Origin of the sequence: Jeotgalibaca caeni (genome assembly GCF_028863945.1) — a bacterium.
Lineage (GTDB): Bacteria > Bacillota > Bacilli > Lactobacillales > Aerococcaceae > Jeotgalibaca > Jeotgalibaca caeni.
Genome location: NZ_JARBEA010000007.1, coordinates 1 through 17,117 on the forward strand (window position 1 = coordinate 1; position 17,117 = coordinate 17,117).

Sequence of the window (17,117 nt, forward strand, 5' to 3'; positions counted from 1 at the left end):
TTTAAAAAATCAGATGGAACCCAAGGGGTTCCTGCGCCCAAAAATAGGGCTCAAACCCGAAGTTGCCTGATGTGAACCCAAAATATCTGGTCGATTTAGTAAAATCAATGTGATACAAAAAAATCGGAATGCTTAAACGTTAAAAAAGACATTTTTCAAGAAGATTTCAGGAGTATGAATAATTCAGGATGATTTATCTGTAAATTGCGGAAATCACCGTGACTTTTTTATCTTTTTCTTCTATACTTGTGATAAGCAAGTTTCAAGTTAGCAAGAAGTGAAGCCGACTGAACTAGGAGGTAGTCTCGTGAGATTTACGCATACAACCGATGATTCCATTCACGCAACAAATATAACAACCATCAAAAACGAATATACCGAAACAGAATTACTAAAGAAAAAAATGAAACAAGATATCGACAAGAAAACGAAGCGTCGAATGTTTACCCTGGTTGCTATAGGAGCGCTTGTTCTTATTCCTATGGGTAAACAAGTGGTGGATAACGTTACAGAGATTCAAGCGATGGATTCAAAGATTGAAACGGCAAAGGCAGAAAAGAAAGAGCTGGCAGCTGAAAATCAAAATTTAGAAGTTACAGTAGGCTTGTTGCAAGATGATGATTACATCGCTAAATTAGCCCGCAGTCGCTACTACCTCAGCAAGAGTGGAGAAATAATCTTCAGTTTACCAGAGGATAACAGCAGTAGAACAGCAGAGGAATAACATGAAAACGCCAGAATTAAAGATTTCTAGCTGTATTTAATTTTTATACCATGCTATAATTAGCATACAAAATTTAAGGAGGAAGACTTTTTTTATGTCAATTGAGGTTGGTAGCATTGTATCAGGAAAAGTAACAGGTATAACAAATTTTGGAGCATTTATTGATTTAGGTGATAAAAAGACAGGACTTGTTCATATCAGTGAAATTTCAGATCGTTATATTAAAGATATTAGCGAAGTCCTGAGTGTTGGTGATGAAGTTAAAGTAAAAATATTATCTATTGCAGATGATGGGAAGATTGGATTATCGATTCGCAAAGCGCAAGAGAACTCCGAAAAAGATTCCCGACCTCAACGTGATTATAAACCAAGTCCCCGCAGCGCTGCTCCACGCGAGTCAGCACCTGCCTACAAGAGCAGAGAGTACCATCCTGCGCACAAACAAGAAACAAAAAAAGAATCCTTTGATTCATTAATGAGCTCGTTCTTAAAAGAGAGTGACGACCGCTTAACTTCATTAAAACGCAATACTGAAGGAAAACGCGGCGGCCGTGGCGGACGACGCAGTTAATTCACTACGATAAGAAGAAGAGGTTGAACGATAGAGGCATAGGCCGACTTGTTCTGCCTCTTTTTTATTCAACTGGGGGAAAAGGATATGGAGGAAATTGTAAACCAAGTAATCAAAACGTTTCAACAAACCAATGATTGGGCAAGGGATGATGTTGTCCTCCTTGCGTTATCTGGTGGTGTTGATTCAATGGCTTTGCTTGATTTGTTTTTGCAATTAACTCCTGAAGAACGACCACAAATTATTGCTTTACATGTGCATCATCATTTGCGGGAGGAAGCCAATTTAGACTGTCAGTTTGTGGAGGAGTACTGCTCCACACGAGACGTCCCGTTCGTTGTGAAGCACTGGGAACCGGACATCCATCCAGCTACCAATATCGAATCAGCAGCTCGGCAGTTTCGGTATGCTTTTTTTGCTGAACAAATGGAAGCATTGGATGCAAAGGTATTGGTAACGGCCCATCATGCGGACGATCAGATGGAAACCATCTTGATGCGGTTGACCAGAGGCAGTACCTTAGAAGGGTATGCAGGAATTCAAAAGAAACGGCCCTTTCATACCGGTGTATTGATTCGCCCGCTGCTGCATCTTGAAAAAGAGTCTTTGTACACGTACTGTGAGAAACGAGACGTGCCTTTTCGAGAAGACCATACAAACCAAGAAATGACGTACACAAGGAACCGATTTAGACAAAATCTCTTGCCTCCTATAAAAAGTGAGAACAGGCAAGCCTCCAAGCACTTTCAAGAGTTCTCCGAAGACTTGAATGACTTGCTAGAAGTAGCGATGCCGGTAATAGAAGCGGCATATCATCGCTCCTTTACTGGCTCGGTTGGCAAGTGGACCTTAGCGATTTCTACCTTCCAAGAGGAAACAGAAGTGGTGCAACGATTCGTCCTAGGATATTTTTTGCAACAGATATGGCAACGAGAGGGTGTTTCCTTTCAACGCAGTCATATAAGGGAATTGCAGCACTTGATTAAAAGTTCATCCCCTCAAAGTGAACTAGTATTTGCCGGGGGTATCGTACGGAAACGGTACGATAAACTCTTCTTTTTACCGAAAAAGAGGGCCCAACAAACAAAACTTGACTTTGAACAAGAACTCACACAAAATGAATGGTTAGAATTGCCATTTAATGGTAAAATAGGCTTGTTTTCAATAAATGATAAGAACGTGGAAAATAGTGCGCATCACAAAGAAGCGTATTATATAAGAATGACCCCTTCCCAGCTGCCCCTATCCATTCGGAAGTGGCGAGCAGGAGACCGGATTTCACTGAATCGAAAAGCTTCTTTCACAAAGAAAGTATCCCGACTCTTCATAGACCGGAAGCTGCCGCAAGAAGTCCGCGACCAGACCTTGGTGTTAGAAGATGCGACGGGAACCATTTTGTGGGTAGTAGGAGTCGCTCCGTCTGTTCATTTGGCGAGAGCAGAAGAAACAATAATTGAAGCAGAAAAAAACAATAAATCGAGCTACCTGTTACTACGAGGTAGTGAAGATCAATGAGGTGACGAAATGATCCATCCAGATATTAAAGAAGTATTGTATTCAGAAGAAGAAATTCGTGAAGTAACCAAGAAGCTAGGCCAAGAATTGAAAGAAGAGTACAAAGACAAGTATCCATTAGTGATTTGTGTCTTAAAAGGTGCAGTTATGTTTATGACCGACTTGTCTCGCGCAATGGATTGCGACTTGGAACTAGATTTCATGGATGTCAGCAGCTATGGAGAAGACATTGAATCAAGCGGAGATGTAAAAATCATTAAAGACCTAGACACGTCTGTTGAAGGGCGAGACCTTTTGATTGTTGAGGACATTATTGATACAGGGCGTACGCTTAGCTATTTGATTGATATTTTCCATTATCGAAAAGCAAAATCCATCAAAATTGTAACGCTGATGGATAAAAAAGAACGTCGTGCAGTCGATTTAGAAGCTGATTATGTAGGAATTCACGTACCAAATGAATTCGTAGTTGGTTATGGATTGGACTATATCGAAAAGTACCGCAACTTGCCGTACATTGGGGTTTTAAAAGAAGAGATTTATAAGCATAACAGTTAGTAAAAATTGGTCAAATATGGTATCATTGTCAAGATATTAAAAAAACAAACATCCAATGTGAAGGAAATGGAAGATAGAAGCCGAAATGGTTGAATATCTGACAGGAGGGTCAAATGAAAAAAAATAATTTTCTTAAAAGCAGTGGCTTTTGGATTCTTGTCTTCCTTGCTGTCATCGCTGTAGTTACCATGATGACGCGTGGGGTTGGAAACCAATCTAGTCAAACCATCTCTACTACCGAATTCATTGAAGCGTTAGATAATGATGAAGTAGCCGAGTTTACCATGCAGCCTGGCGCAGGCGTATGGGAAATCGTCGGAGAGTATCAAGAAGAGCGGACCATTGAAAGTGAGTCTAAAACGAACGACTTATTATTGTTCGATGATCAAAACTTAACTACGAAGTCCTTCCGTTCAAGAGTATTGCCAAATGACTCTACACTTGCTCAAATCGGTGAGATATCAGAAGAATCCAATACAAAAGTAACGATTCTTGAACAAGACCAATCCGGTGCATGGGTTAGCTTGTTATTCACAGTCTTACCTCTTGTCATTTTTGTATTCTTCATGTATATGATGATGGGACAAGGCGGCGGCCAAAGTGGTGGCGGAAGAAATGTAATGAACTTCGGTAAGACCAAGTCCGAAGATGTATCGAAGAAGAATGTAAAAGTGCGTTTCTCTGATGTTGCAGGCGCAGAAGAAGAGAAACAAGAGTTAGTTGAAGTTGTAGAGTTCTTAAAAGATCCTCGTCGCTTTACTGCTTTAGGCGCACGGATTCCAGCGGGTGTTCTTTTAGAAGGACCTCCAGGAACCGGTAAAACCTTGCTAGCGAAAGCGGTAGCTGGTGAAGCTGGAGTACCATTCTTCTCTATCTCTGGTTCTGAGTTCGTCGAAATGTTCGTCGGAGTCGGAGCAAGTCGTGTACGTGACTTGTTTGAAAATGCGAAGAAGAGCGCTCCTGCTATTATCTTTATTGATGAGATTGATGCAGTAGGTCGTCAACGTGGTGCTGGTATGGGCGGCGGACACGATGAGCGTGAACAAACATTGAACCAATTATTGGTTGAAATGGATGGTTTCTCCGGTAACGAAGGAATTATCGTCATTGCTGCTACGAACCGTTCAGATGTATTAGACCCAGCGTTGTTGCGTCCAGGTCGTTTTGACCGCCAAATTTTGGTGGGTCGTCCTGACGTAAAAGGCCGTGAAGCAATTCTGAAAGTACATGCGCGGAACAAACCGTTAGCGACAGATGTAGATCTAAAAGTAGTTGCTCAACAAACACCAGGTTTCTCTGGTGCTGATTTGGAAAACTTACTGAACGAGGCTGCGTTGGTAGCTGCTCGTCGTGACAAAACCAAAATCGATGCATTAGATATCGACGAAGCTCATGACCGTGTAATCGCCGGACCTGCGAAGAAAGATAAAGCCATCAGCAAGAAAGAACGCGAAATGGTTGCTTATCACGAAGCTGGACATACGGTGGTTGGGATGGTCTTAAGTGATGCGCGTACTGTGCATAAAGTTACTATTGTCCCACGTGGACGTGCTGGCGGATATGCCATCATGTTACCGAAAGAAGACCGCTTCTTGATGACCAAGGAAGAAATGTTCGAACAAGTAGTTGGTTTGCTGGGTGGACGTGTAGCAGAAGAAATCGTCTTTAACGTTCAAACGACAGGAGCAAGTAATGACTTTGAACAAGCAACTGCTCTGGTTCGTAGCATGGTAACAGAATACGGAATGAGTGAACAACTAGGAACGGTACAGTATGAAGGAAACCGCCAAGTGTTCCTTGGACGAGATTACGGTAATACGCGTGCTTATTCAGAAAATATCGCTTATCAAATTGATTCAGAAGTACGTTCGATTATGAGTGCTGCTCATGATAAAGCACACCAAATTATTGAAGAACGCCGTGCTGAATTAAACCTAATTGCAGAAAAATTACTTGAAATTGAAACACTGGATGAGAAAACGATCAAGAGTCTTTTCGAAACTGGTAGAATGCCAGCCGAAAATGCAACAGAACAAGACGAATATCCAAGTGAAAAAGCTGCTTCTTTTGAAGATGCAAAACGTGCATTGGAGAAAAAGGAAGCTGAAAAAGTTCAACGAGACAAACGTGATCACGAAGAAGGAGAAGACTTTGCTTCTGGCGGAGACTCTTCCAACCGAGATGACGATGAAAAGACAAACGATTCTTATTCTTCATTATTTGATGATGAGGATGACGAATTTCCTCCTAGATAAGAGGCAGAGAGTAGAGGCCGGGACATAGCTCCCGCCTCTTTTCTGTTTCAAAGGAAGAGAAAATGTGAATTGTTTGGATTTAACGAAAGCTATAGTAAAATGAAGATGTGAATAAAGCAGAGAACCTTTTGGGAGGATATAGAATGTCAGATTATTTAGTAAAAGGATTAGCCTTCGGTGGACAATTTCGAGTATACGCCGTGGATGCAACACAAACTGTTTCAGAGGCACAAAGACGCCATGATACTTGGAATACCGCATCAGCCGCGTTAGGCAGAATGATGGTAGGTTCGCTTTTAATTGCTACTACCGGATTAAAAGACGAACAAAAAATGACAGTGATGATTAATGGAAATGGCCCCGGCGGAAGAATGGTTGCCGATGCAAATGGACGCGGGGATATTAAAGCTTACATCGCCAATCCTCATATCAGTTTACCTTTGAATGAAAAAGGAAAATTAGATGTACGTGGTGTAGTAGGTACAGAAGGAACTCTTACAGTCATTAAAGACCTAGGATTAAAAGAACCGTTCTCCGGGCAAGTACCTATCGTAAGCGGTGAGTTGGGCGAAGACTTCACGTATTATATGGCCAACTCGGAACAGATTCCTTCAGCAGTTGGGTTGAGCGTATTGGTTGATACCGATGACTCAATCAAGGTTGCGGGCGGATTCATGATTCAAGTGATGCCGGATGCTTTGGATGAAACCATCAGCATAGTAGAAAAGAACCTGCAGGATATGCCCTTAGTTTCTCGTTTCATGGACGAAGGAAATACGCCAGAAGCAGTATTGGAACGTATATTAGGTGAAGGAAATGTTCAATTTATCGAAAAAATGCCGGTTCAATTCCACTGCGACTGTTCCCATGACCGCTTCAAAGATGGCATGGCAGCAATCGGCACAGATGAACTGAAAGAAATGATTGAAGAGGACCATGGAGCAGAAGTCGTTTGTCATTTCTGTGGCGAGAGATATCATTATTCAGAAGAAGAATTAACAGAGTTGGTAATGAGCAGCGAATCAAGCAAGCGATAAAAAGAGTGGAGGGAACGGAATGGCGAAAAAGATTTCAAGCATTGCAGAATTGGTCGGCGAAACACCTCTTATTCCATTAAGAAAAGTAGTTCCATCTGGAGCAGCAGATATTTATGTGAAATTAGAAGCGACAAACTTTGGTGGCAGCACGAAAGTTCGGACCGTACTCAATAGCATCGAAGTAGCAGAGGAATCAGGAGAGATAGAAGTTGGGGATACCTTAGTAGAAGCAACGGACGGAAATGCAGGCGTTGCGGTAGCGATGTTTGCAGCCGCTAAGGGATATCAAGCGCTTCTCGTCATGCCGGAAGCCTCTCATCCATCCGTTCTTTCTCTTCTGAGTGCCTATGGTGCTGAAGTGGTGGAAACACCTGGGGCCGAAGGAATGCCGGGCGCAATTGCGAAGGCGGAAGAATTAGGCAAGCAAGAAGGGTTTTATTACTTACGTCAATTCGGTAATGAAGCAAATGCTGCGGTCCATGAGGCCACAACAGGTCCTGAAATTATCGAAGCCCTAGACGGAGAAGCTCCGGATGCGTTTGTAGCGACGGTTGGAACAGGTGGTACCTTAACGGGAGTTGGCCGAGCTTTGCGGACGGAGAACCCGAATGTGGAATTGTACGCAGTAGAGCCAGAAGAAACACAGGTGTTGAGTGGTGGAACGATTGGGGAACATCAAATCCCAGGCATCAGCCCAGGATTTATCCCGCCAGCGCTAGACGTTACCTTGTACAACGGAGTCGTTCGAGTTTCCTCACAGGAAGCAGCCGCTATGGCGATCCGATTGGCGAAGGAAGAAGGATTGCTGCTTGGAACTTCAAGTGGTGCAGCAATCGTAGGAGCCATTGAAATTGCGAAACGTCTGGGTCGAGGAAAGACGGTCGTAACGATTTCAGGCGATGATGGAGAACGTTATTTAGTGAACCAATAGAGATGGAATCGAGTGGGAAGGAGAGGGCGATTGCCGATCACTTCCCACTTTTTTAGGTGCCCAGAATGATTTGAAAATGAGAAAGAACGGAGAAGTTCTTGCTTTTTTCGTCAATTCTTGGCAAGATAGATAAGATAAAATATATATAGGGAAAGAATGGAGTGACCTCATTGAGTCAAGAGAAACATTCTCTAGAAATGAACGACCAAATGCTCATTCGACGTGAGAAAATGCAGGATTTACGTGAGCAAGGATTAGAGCCTTTCCACAGTGGCTTCCACCGTACTCATCTATCAAAAGAATTACATGAAACATACGATGCGTTGACGAAAGAAGAAATAGAAGAACAAGAAATCATCGTTTCAGTTGCCGGACGGATTGTCACCAAACGCGGAAAAGGGAAAGTTGGTTTCGCCCACTTACAAGACAGCGAAGGCCGCATCCAAATTTACGTACGTAAAGACACCGTAGGCGATACGGATTATGAAATCTTTAACCATGCCGACTTAGGGGACATCGTTGGGGTAACAGGTCCCATCATGAAGACCAATACAGGTGAAGTGACCGTTAAGCCGACTCAATTCGTACATTTGACAAAAGCACTACGCCCACTTCCAGATAAATATCATGGACTAACGAATGTAGAGCAGAAATACCGCCAACGTTACTTAGATCTAATCAGCAACAAAGAAAGTTTTGACCGTTTCGTTGATCGCAGCCGGATTCTTAGCGAATTACGTGCTTACTTAAACGGACTTGGCTACTTAGAAGTTGAAACGCCTGTCTTGCATAACATGGCTGGTGGGGCAACTGCGCGTCCATTTATCACGCACCATAATGCATTAGATATGGAACTGTACATGCGGATTGCTTTGGAATTACATCTCAAACGTTTGGTAATCGGCGGAATGGAAAAGGTTTATGAAATTGGCCGTGTATTCCGTAACGAAGGAATCGATACAACTCATAATCCAGAGTTTACAATGTTGGAGCTGTATACTGCCTATACAGATTATCATGATGTAATGGAGCTGGTAGAAGGAATCTTCGAGACCATTACGATGCGAATCAAAGGGACAACTACAATCAGCTATGATGGACAAGAGTTAAATATGGCAAGTCCATATGCTCGCGTTCATATGGTAGATGCAGTTAAAGAACAAACCGGAGTAGACTTCTGGCAAGAAATGACTGATGAAGCGGCACGGAACTTGGCGAAGGAACACAAGGTGCCTGTTACAGAGCATATGACAGTCGGGCACGTAATCAATGAGTTCTTCGAAATGTTTGTTGAAGATACATTGGTTCAACCAACCTTTATTTACGGACATCCAACCGCAATCTCTCCATTAGCAAGAAAGAATGAAGAAGATCCTCGCTTTACGGATCGTTTCGAATTCTTCATCATGGGCAAAGAGTACGGAAATGCGTTCACGGAGTTAACTGATCCAGTAGACCAAAGGGAACGTTTTGAAGGACAAGCAAAAGAAAAAGAACAAGGAAATGACGAAGCGCATGGCGTTGACGAAGATTTCCTAGAAGCTTTAGAATACGGTATGCCGCCAACGGGTGGACTGGGAATCGGAATCGATCGGATGATTATGTTGTTAACAGATAGCCAATCCATTCGTGATGTATTGCTGTTCCCAACAATGAGAAACATCGAAGAATAAAACTGGGAGAGTGTAACAAAACGGCTCTTCATTTTGTTACACTCTTTTATTTTCTAAAAAACAATATTTTTTCTTCACTTCTATTGACGAATCGAATTATTCATGGTATTCTTTCAAAGGTGCTTTTGTACACAGTTTCCTGATAAGAATTCAGTCGTGCTGACTGACTGTATGAAGTGCACACTTACCATAATCGACGATTTGTACGATTATATTATTTTTTGCCAAAAGATGGACCACCTGGATGTGTGGACCAAGAAGAAACCTGTTAAGGAAGGAGGAACATCAATGCCTACAATTAACCAATTAGTTCGCAAACCTCGTAAATCTGCTGTTGAAAAATCTGCCTCTCCTGCTTTGGGAAAAGGGTATAACAGCTTCAAAAAATCACAAACTAACACAAACTCACCTCAAAAACGTGGTGTATGTACGCGTGTTGGTACAATGACTCCGAAGAAACCTAACTCGGCATTACGTAAGTATGCTCGTGTACGCTTGTCTAACCTTTTGGAAGTGACAGCTTACATCCCTGGTATCGGACATAACCTACAAGAACACAGCGTGGTACTTATCCGCGGTGGACGTGTGAAAGACTTACCTGGAGTACGTTACCACATCGTTCGTGGAGCTTTGGATACAGCTGGAGTAAACGGCCGTATGCAAGGACGTTCAAAATATGGTGCTAAAAAACCAAAAGCTAAAAAATAAAAACTTAAAAATTATGATTTAAGGAAGGAGGAGTCAGAATGCCTCGTAAAGGTCCAGTCGCAAAACGCGAAGTAATGCCAGATCCAATTTACAATTCTAAATTGGTAACACGTACCATTAACCGTTTAATGGTTGACGGCAAACGCGGAAAAGCAGCAACGATTTTATATAACGCATTTGATATCATCAAAGAATCTACTGGTAATGAACCATTAGAAGTATATGAACAAGCAATGAAAAACATCATGCCTGTATTAGAAGTAAAAGCTCGTCGTGTTGGAGGTTCAAACTATCAAGTACCTATTGAAGTTCGTCCAGATCGCCGTACAGCTTTAGCTCTTCGTTGGTTGGTTAACTATTCCCGTCTTCGTGGAGAAGATACAATGGAAGAAAGACTTGCTAAAGAAATCATGGATGCTGCTAACAACACAGGAGCTTCCGTTAAGAAACGTGAAGACGTACATAAAATGGCAGACGCTAACAGAGCATTTGCTCATTATCGTTGGTAAGATTCACCTGCTTATGTATATCAAAGGGAAAGGTTTGCTCTGGCAAATCTTTCACTATAAAATAGAACCATCAAACTAGAAAGAGGTGTATTAGGCAGATGGCAAAAAGAGAATTTTCTCTTGATAAAACAAGAAACATTGGGATCATGGCTCATATTGATGCTGGGAAAACCACGACTACTGAACGTATTTTGTACTATACCGGTAAAATCCATAAAATTGGTGAAACGCATGAAGGTGCATCCCAAATGGACTGGATGGAACAAGAGCAAGAGCGTGGGATTACCATCACTTCTGCTGCTACAACAGCTCAATGGAAAGACCATCGTGTAAACATCATCGATACACCAGGACACGTAGACTTCACAGTTGAAGTAGAACGTTCCCTACGTGTATTAGATGGTGCTGTAGCATTGCTAGACGCTCAATCTGGGGTTGAACCACAAACCGAAACAGTATGGCGTCAAGCTACTACATACGGTGTTCCCCGTGTTGTTTTCATTAACAAAATGGACAAAATTGGTGCTGACTTCCTATATTCCGTAGGCACACTACATGAACGTCTTCAAGCAAATGCTCATCCAATTCAATTGCCAATCGGTTCTGAAGATACTTTCACAGGAATCATTGACTTAGTTGAAATGGTAGCTGAAATTTACGATACAGATGATGGTATAGAATACCATGAGGAAGAAATTCCAGCTGAATATCGTGAACTAGCTGAAGAATGGAATACAAAATTGATTGAAGCAGTTGCTGAAACCGATGAAGAATTGATGATGAAATACCTTGAAGGTGAAGAAATCACAATTCCAGAATTGAAAGCAGCAATCCGTAAAGCAACTTGTAACGTAGAATTCTACCCAGTTCTTTGTGGTTCTGCCTTCAAAAACAAAGGTGTTCAGTTGATGTTGGATGCAGTTATTGACTACATGCCAGCTCCAACAGACGTACCTCCTATTACTGGTATTCTTCCAGGAACAGAAGGAACTGAAAATGAAGAAACCCTTGAAATCCATGCTGACGACACAGAACCATTTGCAGCTTTAGCATTTAAAGTAATGACAGACCCATTCGTTGGACGTCTAACATTCTTCCGTGTATATTCTGGTACTTTACAGTCCGGTTCATACATCCAAAATGCAACGAAAGGCAAACGTGAACGTGTTGGTCGTATCCTGCAAATGCACGCAAACAGCCGTAGTGAAATTCCTGAAGTATTCTCCGGAGATATTGCTGCAGCAGTTGGTTTGAAAGACACTGGTACAGGTGATACATTGTGTGACGAAAAACGCCCAATTATCCTTGAATCCATGATTTTCCCAGAGCCTGTTATCGAAGTTGCGATTGAGCCTAAATCAAAAGCTGACCAAGATAAAATGGGTATTGCTTTGCAAAAACTTTCTGAAGAAGATCCAACTTTCCGTGCTTCTACAAACGTAGAAACTGGACAAACTGTTATCGCAGGTATGGGTGAGTTACACTTAGACATCATCGTAGACCGCTTGAGACGTGAGTTTAAAGTGGAAGCTACTGTTGGTGCTCCTCAAGTATCTTACCGTGAAGCATTCCGTAAGAGCGTTGAAGCAGAAGGTAAATTCGTTCGTCAATCAGGTGGTAAAGGTCAATACGGTCACGTATGGATTGAATTCACACCTAACGAAGAAGGCGCTGGCTTTGAATTCGAAAACGGAATTGTTGGTGGGGTTGTTCCTCGTGAATACGTACCAGCAGTTGAAGCAGGTTTGAAAGACGCTATGGAAAACGGTGTTCTTGCAGGCTATCCATTAGTGGACTTGAAAGCAAGACTTTATGACGGTTCTTACCATGATGTTGACTCATCTGAAACAGCATTTAAGGTTGCTGCTTCCCTAGCATTGCGTAACGCTGCTAAGAAAGCTGACCCAGCTATTCTTGAGCCAATGATGGCTGTAGAAGTTACAGTTCCTGAAGAATATTTGGGAGATGTAATGGGACACGTAAGCGCACGTCGCGGACGTATCGAAGGAACGCAAGCTCGTGGTAACGCACAAATCGTTAAAGGTATGATTCCTTTATCTGAAATGTTCGGATACGCTACAACACTTCGTTCTGCTACACAAGGACGCGGAACTTTCACAATGACATTTGATCACTATGAAGCAGTTCCAAAATCTGTTCAAGAAGAAATTATCTCAAAAAGCGGTAAAAACGCTGAATAATTAGATTCTTAACAGGATGAATATTGCATTTCGGGAGCGGAATCGGTATACTTTACTACGATAGACGCTTCCTGTAGATGCAGAAAGTCTAAAAAAATATACACTCAATACGAGGAGGAAATTTAGTAATGGCTAAACAAAAATTTGATCGTTCAAAACCCCACGTTAACGTTGGTACAATCGGACACGTTGACCATGGTAAAACTACTTTGACAGCTGCAATTACAACAGTATTGTCTAAAAAAGGTTTGTCTGAAGCGGTTGACTATGCATCCGTAGATAACGCACCTGAAGAAAGAGAACGTGGAATCACAATTAACACTTCTCACGTTGAATACCAAACAGAAAACCGTCACTACGCACACGTGGACTGCCCAGGACACGCGGACTATGTTAAAAACATGATCACTGGTGCTGCACAAATGGACGGAGCTATCTTAGTAGTATCTGCTGCTGATGGCCCAATGCCACAAACTCGTGAACATATCCTATTGTCACGTAACGTTGGTGTTCCATACATCGTAGTATTCATGAACAAAGTTGACATGGTTGACGACGAAGAATTGCTAGAATTAGTAGAAATGGAAATTCGTGATCTATTATCTGAATACGACTTCCCAGGCGATGACACTCCAGTTATTGCAGGTTCTGCTTTGAAAGCTCTAGAAGGCGTTGAAGAGTACGAAGAAAAAATCATGGAATTGATGGATGCAGTTGACTCATACATCCCAACTCCAACACGTGACACTGACAAACCATTCATGATGCCAGTTGAGGACGTATTCTCAATCACTGGTCGTGGTACAGTTGCTACTGGTCGTGTTGAACGTGGACAAATCAAAGTTGGTGACGAAGTAGAAATCGTTGGTATCACTGAAGATACTCGTAAATCAACTGTTACTGGTGTTGAAATGTTCCGTAAATTGTTGGATTACGCTGAAGCTGGTGACAACGTAGGTACTTTGCTACGTGGTGTTACTCGTGAAGACATCCAACGTGGACAAGTTCTTTCTAAACCAGGAACAATCACTCCACATACTAAATTTACAGCAGAAGTTTACGTATTGTCTAAAGAAGAAGGCGGACGTCACACTCCATTCTTCTCAAACTACCGCCCACAATTCTACTTCCGTACAACTGACGTAACTGGTGTTATCGAGTTACCAGAAGGTACTGAAATGGTTATGCCTGGCGACAACGTTAAACTTGTTGTTGAACTAATCCAACCAATCGCGATCGAAGAAGGAACTCGTTTCTCTGTTCGTGAAGGTGGACGTACAGTTGGATCCGGCGTTGTATCTACAATCGACGCTTAATCTTTCCTAACATCATAAATCAAAAAAAGAGAGCGGACTCCGCTCTCTTTTTTCTTTTTAAACTGTTCGGTATCTGGAGCTACAACAGCTATTGTTTGTATGAAGCATTTGTTCTCGTTATAATAAAAGTAGTTCTAGGTTTTCCGAAACTCAAATTGAAGGAGGAAATAAATGATGAACAAACGAGTAGAAGGTATATACACGAATATGGAAGACGCCTTAAGGGCGGTTAATCACTTGAGTGACCAAGGGTACGGTAGGAATGCGATTTATGTAGTAGCAAATGATACGGTAAAGCAGACCATTCCTTTCACTCTCGATGCAGAAGTTAAAACAGAAGAACAAGTGAGTGGCCAAGTAGACAATAGTCACCAATCTCTATGGGATAGAATGAAAGATGCATTCACATTCGATAACGATGACAGAAGCCAGGAAGCAACATCCAGTTCTGATTCTGTAACGGAATATCATGAAGATGTGGAACAAGGAAAAATTGTTGTTTTAGTAGATAATGATGTAGTTCCTGCAACCAATCGAGCGAGTGAGGTAGGCGAAATAGCAACACCAGCCGATCCGGTGATTAATGAAGGAAGAATTGGTTCTACTGAGGAAGCGTTCGGCACTGGAACAAGTGGCGGCGACACTTCAGAGAGAATGAAATCGATGATGGAGAAACATAACTCTGCAGCACATCAAGAAATGCGTGATGCAGACTTAACCCATCCACACGATACACAAATCGATGGGCCTGTTCACCTAGAATCAAAAGATACCAAGCAAACAGTCAATGATGTGAATGTACCACTTCAAGAAGAATTGGACTTAGTGGACGATGAACGAACCAATAAATAAAAGTTCTTACAAAGTTGTATTGACTTTTTTGAACAAATCGAGTGGATTATTTGATTGTCATATTTCTTCTCGTTATAATGTAGGTGTTCTGAAGTAGTTCCGAATTACAAACTTTTGAAGGAGGAAACAACGATATGATGAACAAACGTGTAGAAGGAAGTTATTCGAATGTCACAGATGCAATGTATGCCGTAGAGAGATTGCATGGGGAAGGGTACGAACGTGATGATATTACGCTTGTAGCGAATACTTCTGTTCGCGAGACCATTCCTTTCACGATGGATGCAGAGGTAACCTCAGATACGGAGCTTCGAGAAGATGGGGACGATGATCGTTCACTATGGGACAAGATCAAAGACGCATTTACGGTGGATGATTATGATGACTCTCGTTATGATAATGCAGATTATGATGCCGACGCAGATTTGTTGGCTCCTTACCGCGATGACATCGACCGTGGGCATATTATCGTTTTAGTAGATGGAGATGCAGAACCAGCTGTACCAGCTGATCCTGATGGTTACAGCACAACTCCATTTAACGATACCGTCGTTGATGACACAACGGTTATGCAAGATCCTACACTGGATGTAGCGGATCCTGTGATGCCGGTTCAACCAGATTTAACGACTACACCTGATCCAAATTTTGTTGATGATACCTATCATGATGATACAGATCTGGTAGACGATGTTGCTCTAACAGACGATGTAATGGATGAGCCTACTTTAACCGATGATGAAACATTGAAATTAAAAGAAGAACGTTTAGATGTGGACACTACAGAAGTACAAACGGGAGAAGTTCATATCGGTAAACGAGTTGTTGAAGAAACAGAAACGGTAGAGGTACCGGTTAGACATGAAGAGATTACCATCGAACGACGTCCTGTAATGGATGGGGAAACAACGGATGGAACGATTTCTGATATGGATGAAACAGAAGAAATTGTGATTCCAATTACGGAAGAGCAAGTGGACGTCTCCAAACATACAGAAGTTGTGGAAGAAGTAGACATTCACCGCGATGAAGTAACGGAGCAAAAGAGAGTTTCTGATACCGTTCGTAGAGAAGAGTTAGATGTGGATGCAGATGGAGATGTCCATGTAGAAGGAACAGATACAACAATGGATCCTACAGATGAGCTAGATCGTCGACTCTAATACACTTCAATAGGCTGAACGAAAGCATCAGAGACTGAGAAGTTTCTGGTGCTTTTTTCAAAAGGAGGATATCAACATGAAACGTTATGTAGAAGGTACGTATCAAAGTGAAGAAGAAGCGTTACGAGCCATTCAACGACTGAGAGAAGAAGGGTATACAGAAGAAGACATTTTCCTAGTAGCAAATGATGCGGTAATTAATCGACTCCCATCGAGTGTAGAAGCAGAGGTAGATGAGGAAGCATCAGTCGTAGGCGAATCAGAAGATCATCGTTCATTTTGGGAAAAGGTAAAAGATGCTTTTACAGTTGATGAATACCGTCCGGAGACATATGGTGACGCTGATTATGAAACGAATCATGATCCCCTTTACGCGTACCAAGAAGAATTAAACCGTGGAGATATTGTAATTATGGTGAATGATAAAACCGAATCAAGCGGAGATTTAACTGCTACAACACCTTATATGAGTGAGGCAGAAGAAGGGACGTTATTGGGATCGGATCGTGATGGCGAGAATATAGAAGGAACGGATTCTTCTGTTACAATTGGTCCGGGAAGCAACTCCAGTCCGGTAGAAGGAGCAGGAGTGGATGACTTAAGTACAGCGAAGTCAAGTGATATTTTACCAGGACAAACCGGTGACTTCTTCCAAACAGAAGGCTTATACGGAAAAGACGGAGAAGTACCGGATGAAAACACTACGGAGACTGAACCTACAAATGAAGAAAATGCCTTTACACCAAACCCTGATTTGAAGAACATTAACCCAACTGACATAGAGGATGATGGCTCTACCTTAGACCGAGATGGTGTAACAGGAATGGATGCTTCCTTGTCGGTAGATGAAGAAAGGGATTCTGCGACAACAGATACATCTGGACCAACAGATGATATTCCTGCTAATCCGGATGTTCCCATGAGTGAGGAAGACACACTTAATCGTGACCGTTTGACGAATCATACAACAGGACTGGATCATGCTAGGGACTTAAATTTCCCAGATGACACAGAAATTGATGAAGTAACCCGTCGTCCATAATACGTAAATGAACAAATTTGTATGAAAAGTGCAAATCATTTTGATATAACAAATCCTTCGGT

Annotated in this window: 15 protein-coding genes; all 15 read left to right on the forward strand. The window is 42.1% G+C overall.

What is annotated here, in order from left to right; genetic code table 11:
- Positions 1-307: 307 nt before the first annotated feature.
- The 15 genes from PVE40_RS02430 to PVE40_RS02500 all read left to right on the forward strand — a co-directional run bounded on the left by PVE40_RS02430 (position 308) and on the right by PVE40_RS02500 (position 17,055).
- Positions 308-724: an FtsB family cell division protein gene (locus tag PVE40_RS02430; protein ID WP_274730280.1), complete on the forward strand. Its 417-nt coding sequence runs from the start codon at positions 308-310 to the stop codon at positions 722-724.
- 94 nt (positions 725-818) lie between these two features.
- A complete protein-coding gene (locus tag PVE40_RS02435) occupies positions 819-1,295 on the forward strand; it encodes a S1 domain-containing RNA-binding protein (protein ID WP_274730281.1) in 477 nt (158 codons plus the stop codon).
- 87 nt (positions 1,296-1,382) lie between these two features.
- Positions 1,383-2,810 carry a tRNA lysidine(34) synthetase TilS gene (gene tilS / locus PVE40_RS02440; protein ID WP_274730282.1) on the forward strand — a complete coding sequence of 476 codons (1,428 nt, stop codon included), beginning with the start codon at positions 1,383-1,385 and terminating at the stop codon, positions 2,808-2,810.
- Between the two features lie 9 nt (positions 2,811-2,819).
- Positions 2,820-3,368 (forward strand): hypoxanthine phosphoribosyltransferase, encoded by a 549-nt coding sequence (hpt, locus tag PVE40_RS02445; RefSeq protein WP_274730283.1) that lies wholly within the window; start codon positions 2,820-2,822, stop codon positions 3,366-3,368.
- 113 nt (positions 3,369-3,481) lie between these two features.
- Entirely contained in the window at positions 3,482-5,623 is a 2,142-nt protein-coding gene (ftsH, locus tag PVE40_RS02450; protein ID WP_274730284.1) for an ATP-dependent zinc metalloprotease FtsH, read from the forward strand.
- Positions 5,624-5,766: 143 nt separating this feature from the next.
- The gene (gene hslO / locus PVE40_RS02455; RefSeq protein WP_274730285.1) at positions 5,767-6,660 is read left to right on the forward strand and encodes an Hsp33 family molecular chaperone HslO; all 894 of its coding nucleotides are present in this window, start codon (positions 5,767-5,769) and stop codon (positions 6,658-6,660) included.
- 19 nt (positions 6,661-6,679) lie between these two features.
- On the forward strand, positions 6,680-7,591 hold the full coding sequence (locus PVE40_RS02460; protein WP_274730286.1) for a PLP-dependent cysteine synthase family protein: 912 nt from the start codon (positions 6,680-6,682) through the stop codon (positions 7,589-7,591).
- Positions 7,592-7,788: 197 nt separating this feature from the next.
- On the forward strand, positions 7,789-9,264 hold the full coding sequence (gene lysS / locus PVE40_RS02465; RefSeq protein WP_274730360.1) for a lysine--tRNA ligase: 1,476 nt from the start codon (positions 7,789-7,791) through the stop codon (positions 9,262-9,264).
- Between the two features lie 288 nt (positions 9,265-9,552).
- The gene (gene rpsL / locus PVE40_RS02470; protein WP_274730287.1) at positions 9,553-9,972 is read left to right on the forward strand and encodes a 30S ribosomal protein S12; all 420 of its coding nucleotides are present in this window, start codon (positions 9,553-9,555) and stop codon (positions 9,970-9,972) included.
- Positions 9,973-10,010: 38 nt separating this feature from the next.
- Positions 10,011-10,481 carry a 30S ribosomal protein S7 gene (gene rpsG, locus PVE40_RS02475; protein ID WP_274730288.1) on the forward strand — a complete coding sequence of 157 codons (471 nt, stop codon included), beginning with the start codon at positions 10,011-10,013 and terminating at the stop codon, positions 10,479-10,481.
- A gap of 98 nt (positions 10,482-10,579) precedes the next feature.
- Entirely contained in the window at positions 10,580-12,682 is a 2,103-nt protein-coding gene (fusA, locus tag PVE40_RS02480; protein ID WP_274730289.1) for an elongation factor G, read from the forward strand.
- Between the two features lie 128 nt (positions 12,683-12,810).
- Complete coding sequence (gene tuf / locus PVE40_RS02485; RefSeq protein WP_274730290.1) at positions 12,811-13,998, forward strand: elongation factor Tu; 1,188 nt, start codon at positions 12,811-12,813, stop codon at positions 13,996-13,998.
- Positions 13,999-14,169: 171 nt separating this feature from the next.
- Positions 14,170-14,850: a general stress protein gene (locus PVE40_RS02490; protein WP_274730291.1), complete on the forward strand. Its 681-nt coding sequence runs from the start codon at positions 14,170-14,172 to the stop codon at positions 14,848-14,850.
- 134 nt (positions 14,851-14,984) lie between these two features.
- The gene (locus PVE40_RS02495) at positions 14,985-16,013 is read left to right on the forward strand and encodes a YsnF/AvaK domain-containing protein (RefSeq protein WP_274730292.1); all 1,029 of its coding nucleotides are present in this window, start codon (positions 14,985-14,987) and stop codon (positions 16,011-16,013) included.
- Between the two features lie 76 nt (positions 16,014-16,089).
- Positions 16,090-17,055: a general stress protein gene (locus tag PVE40_RS02500; protein ID WP_274730293.1), complete on the forward strand. Its 966-nt coding sequence runs from the start codon at positions 16,090-16,092 to the stop codon at positions 17,053-17,055.
- Positions 17,056-17,117 lie beyond the last annotated feature (62 nt).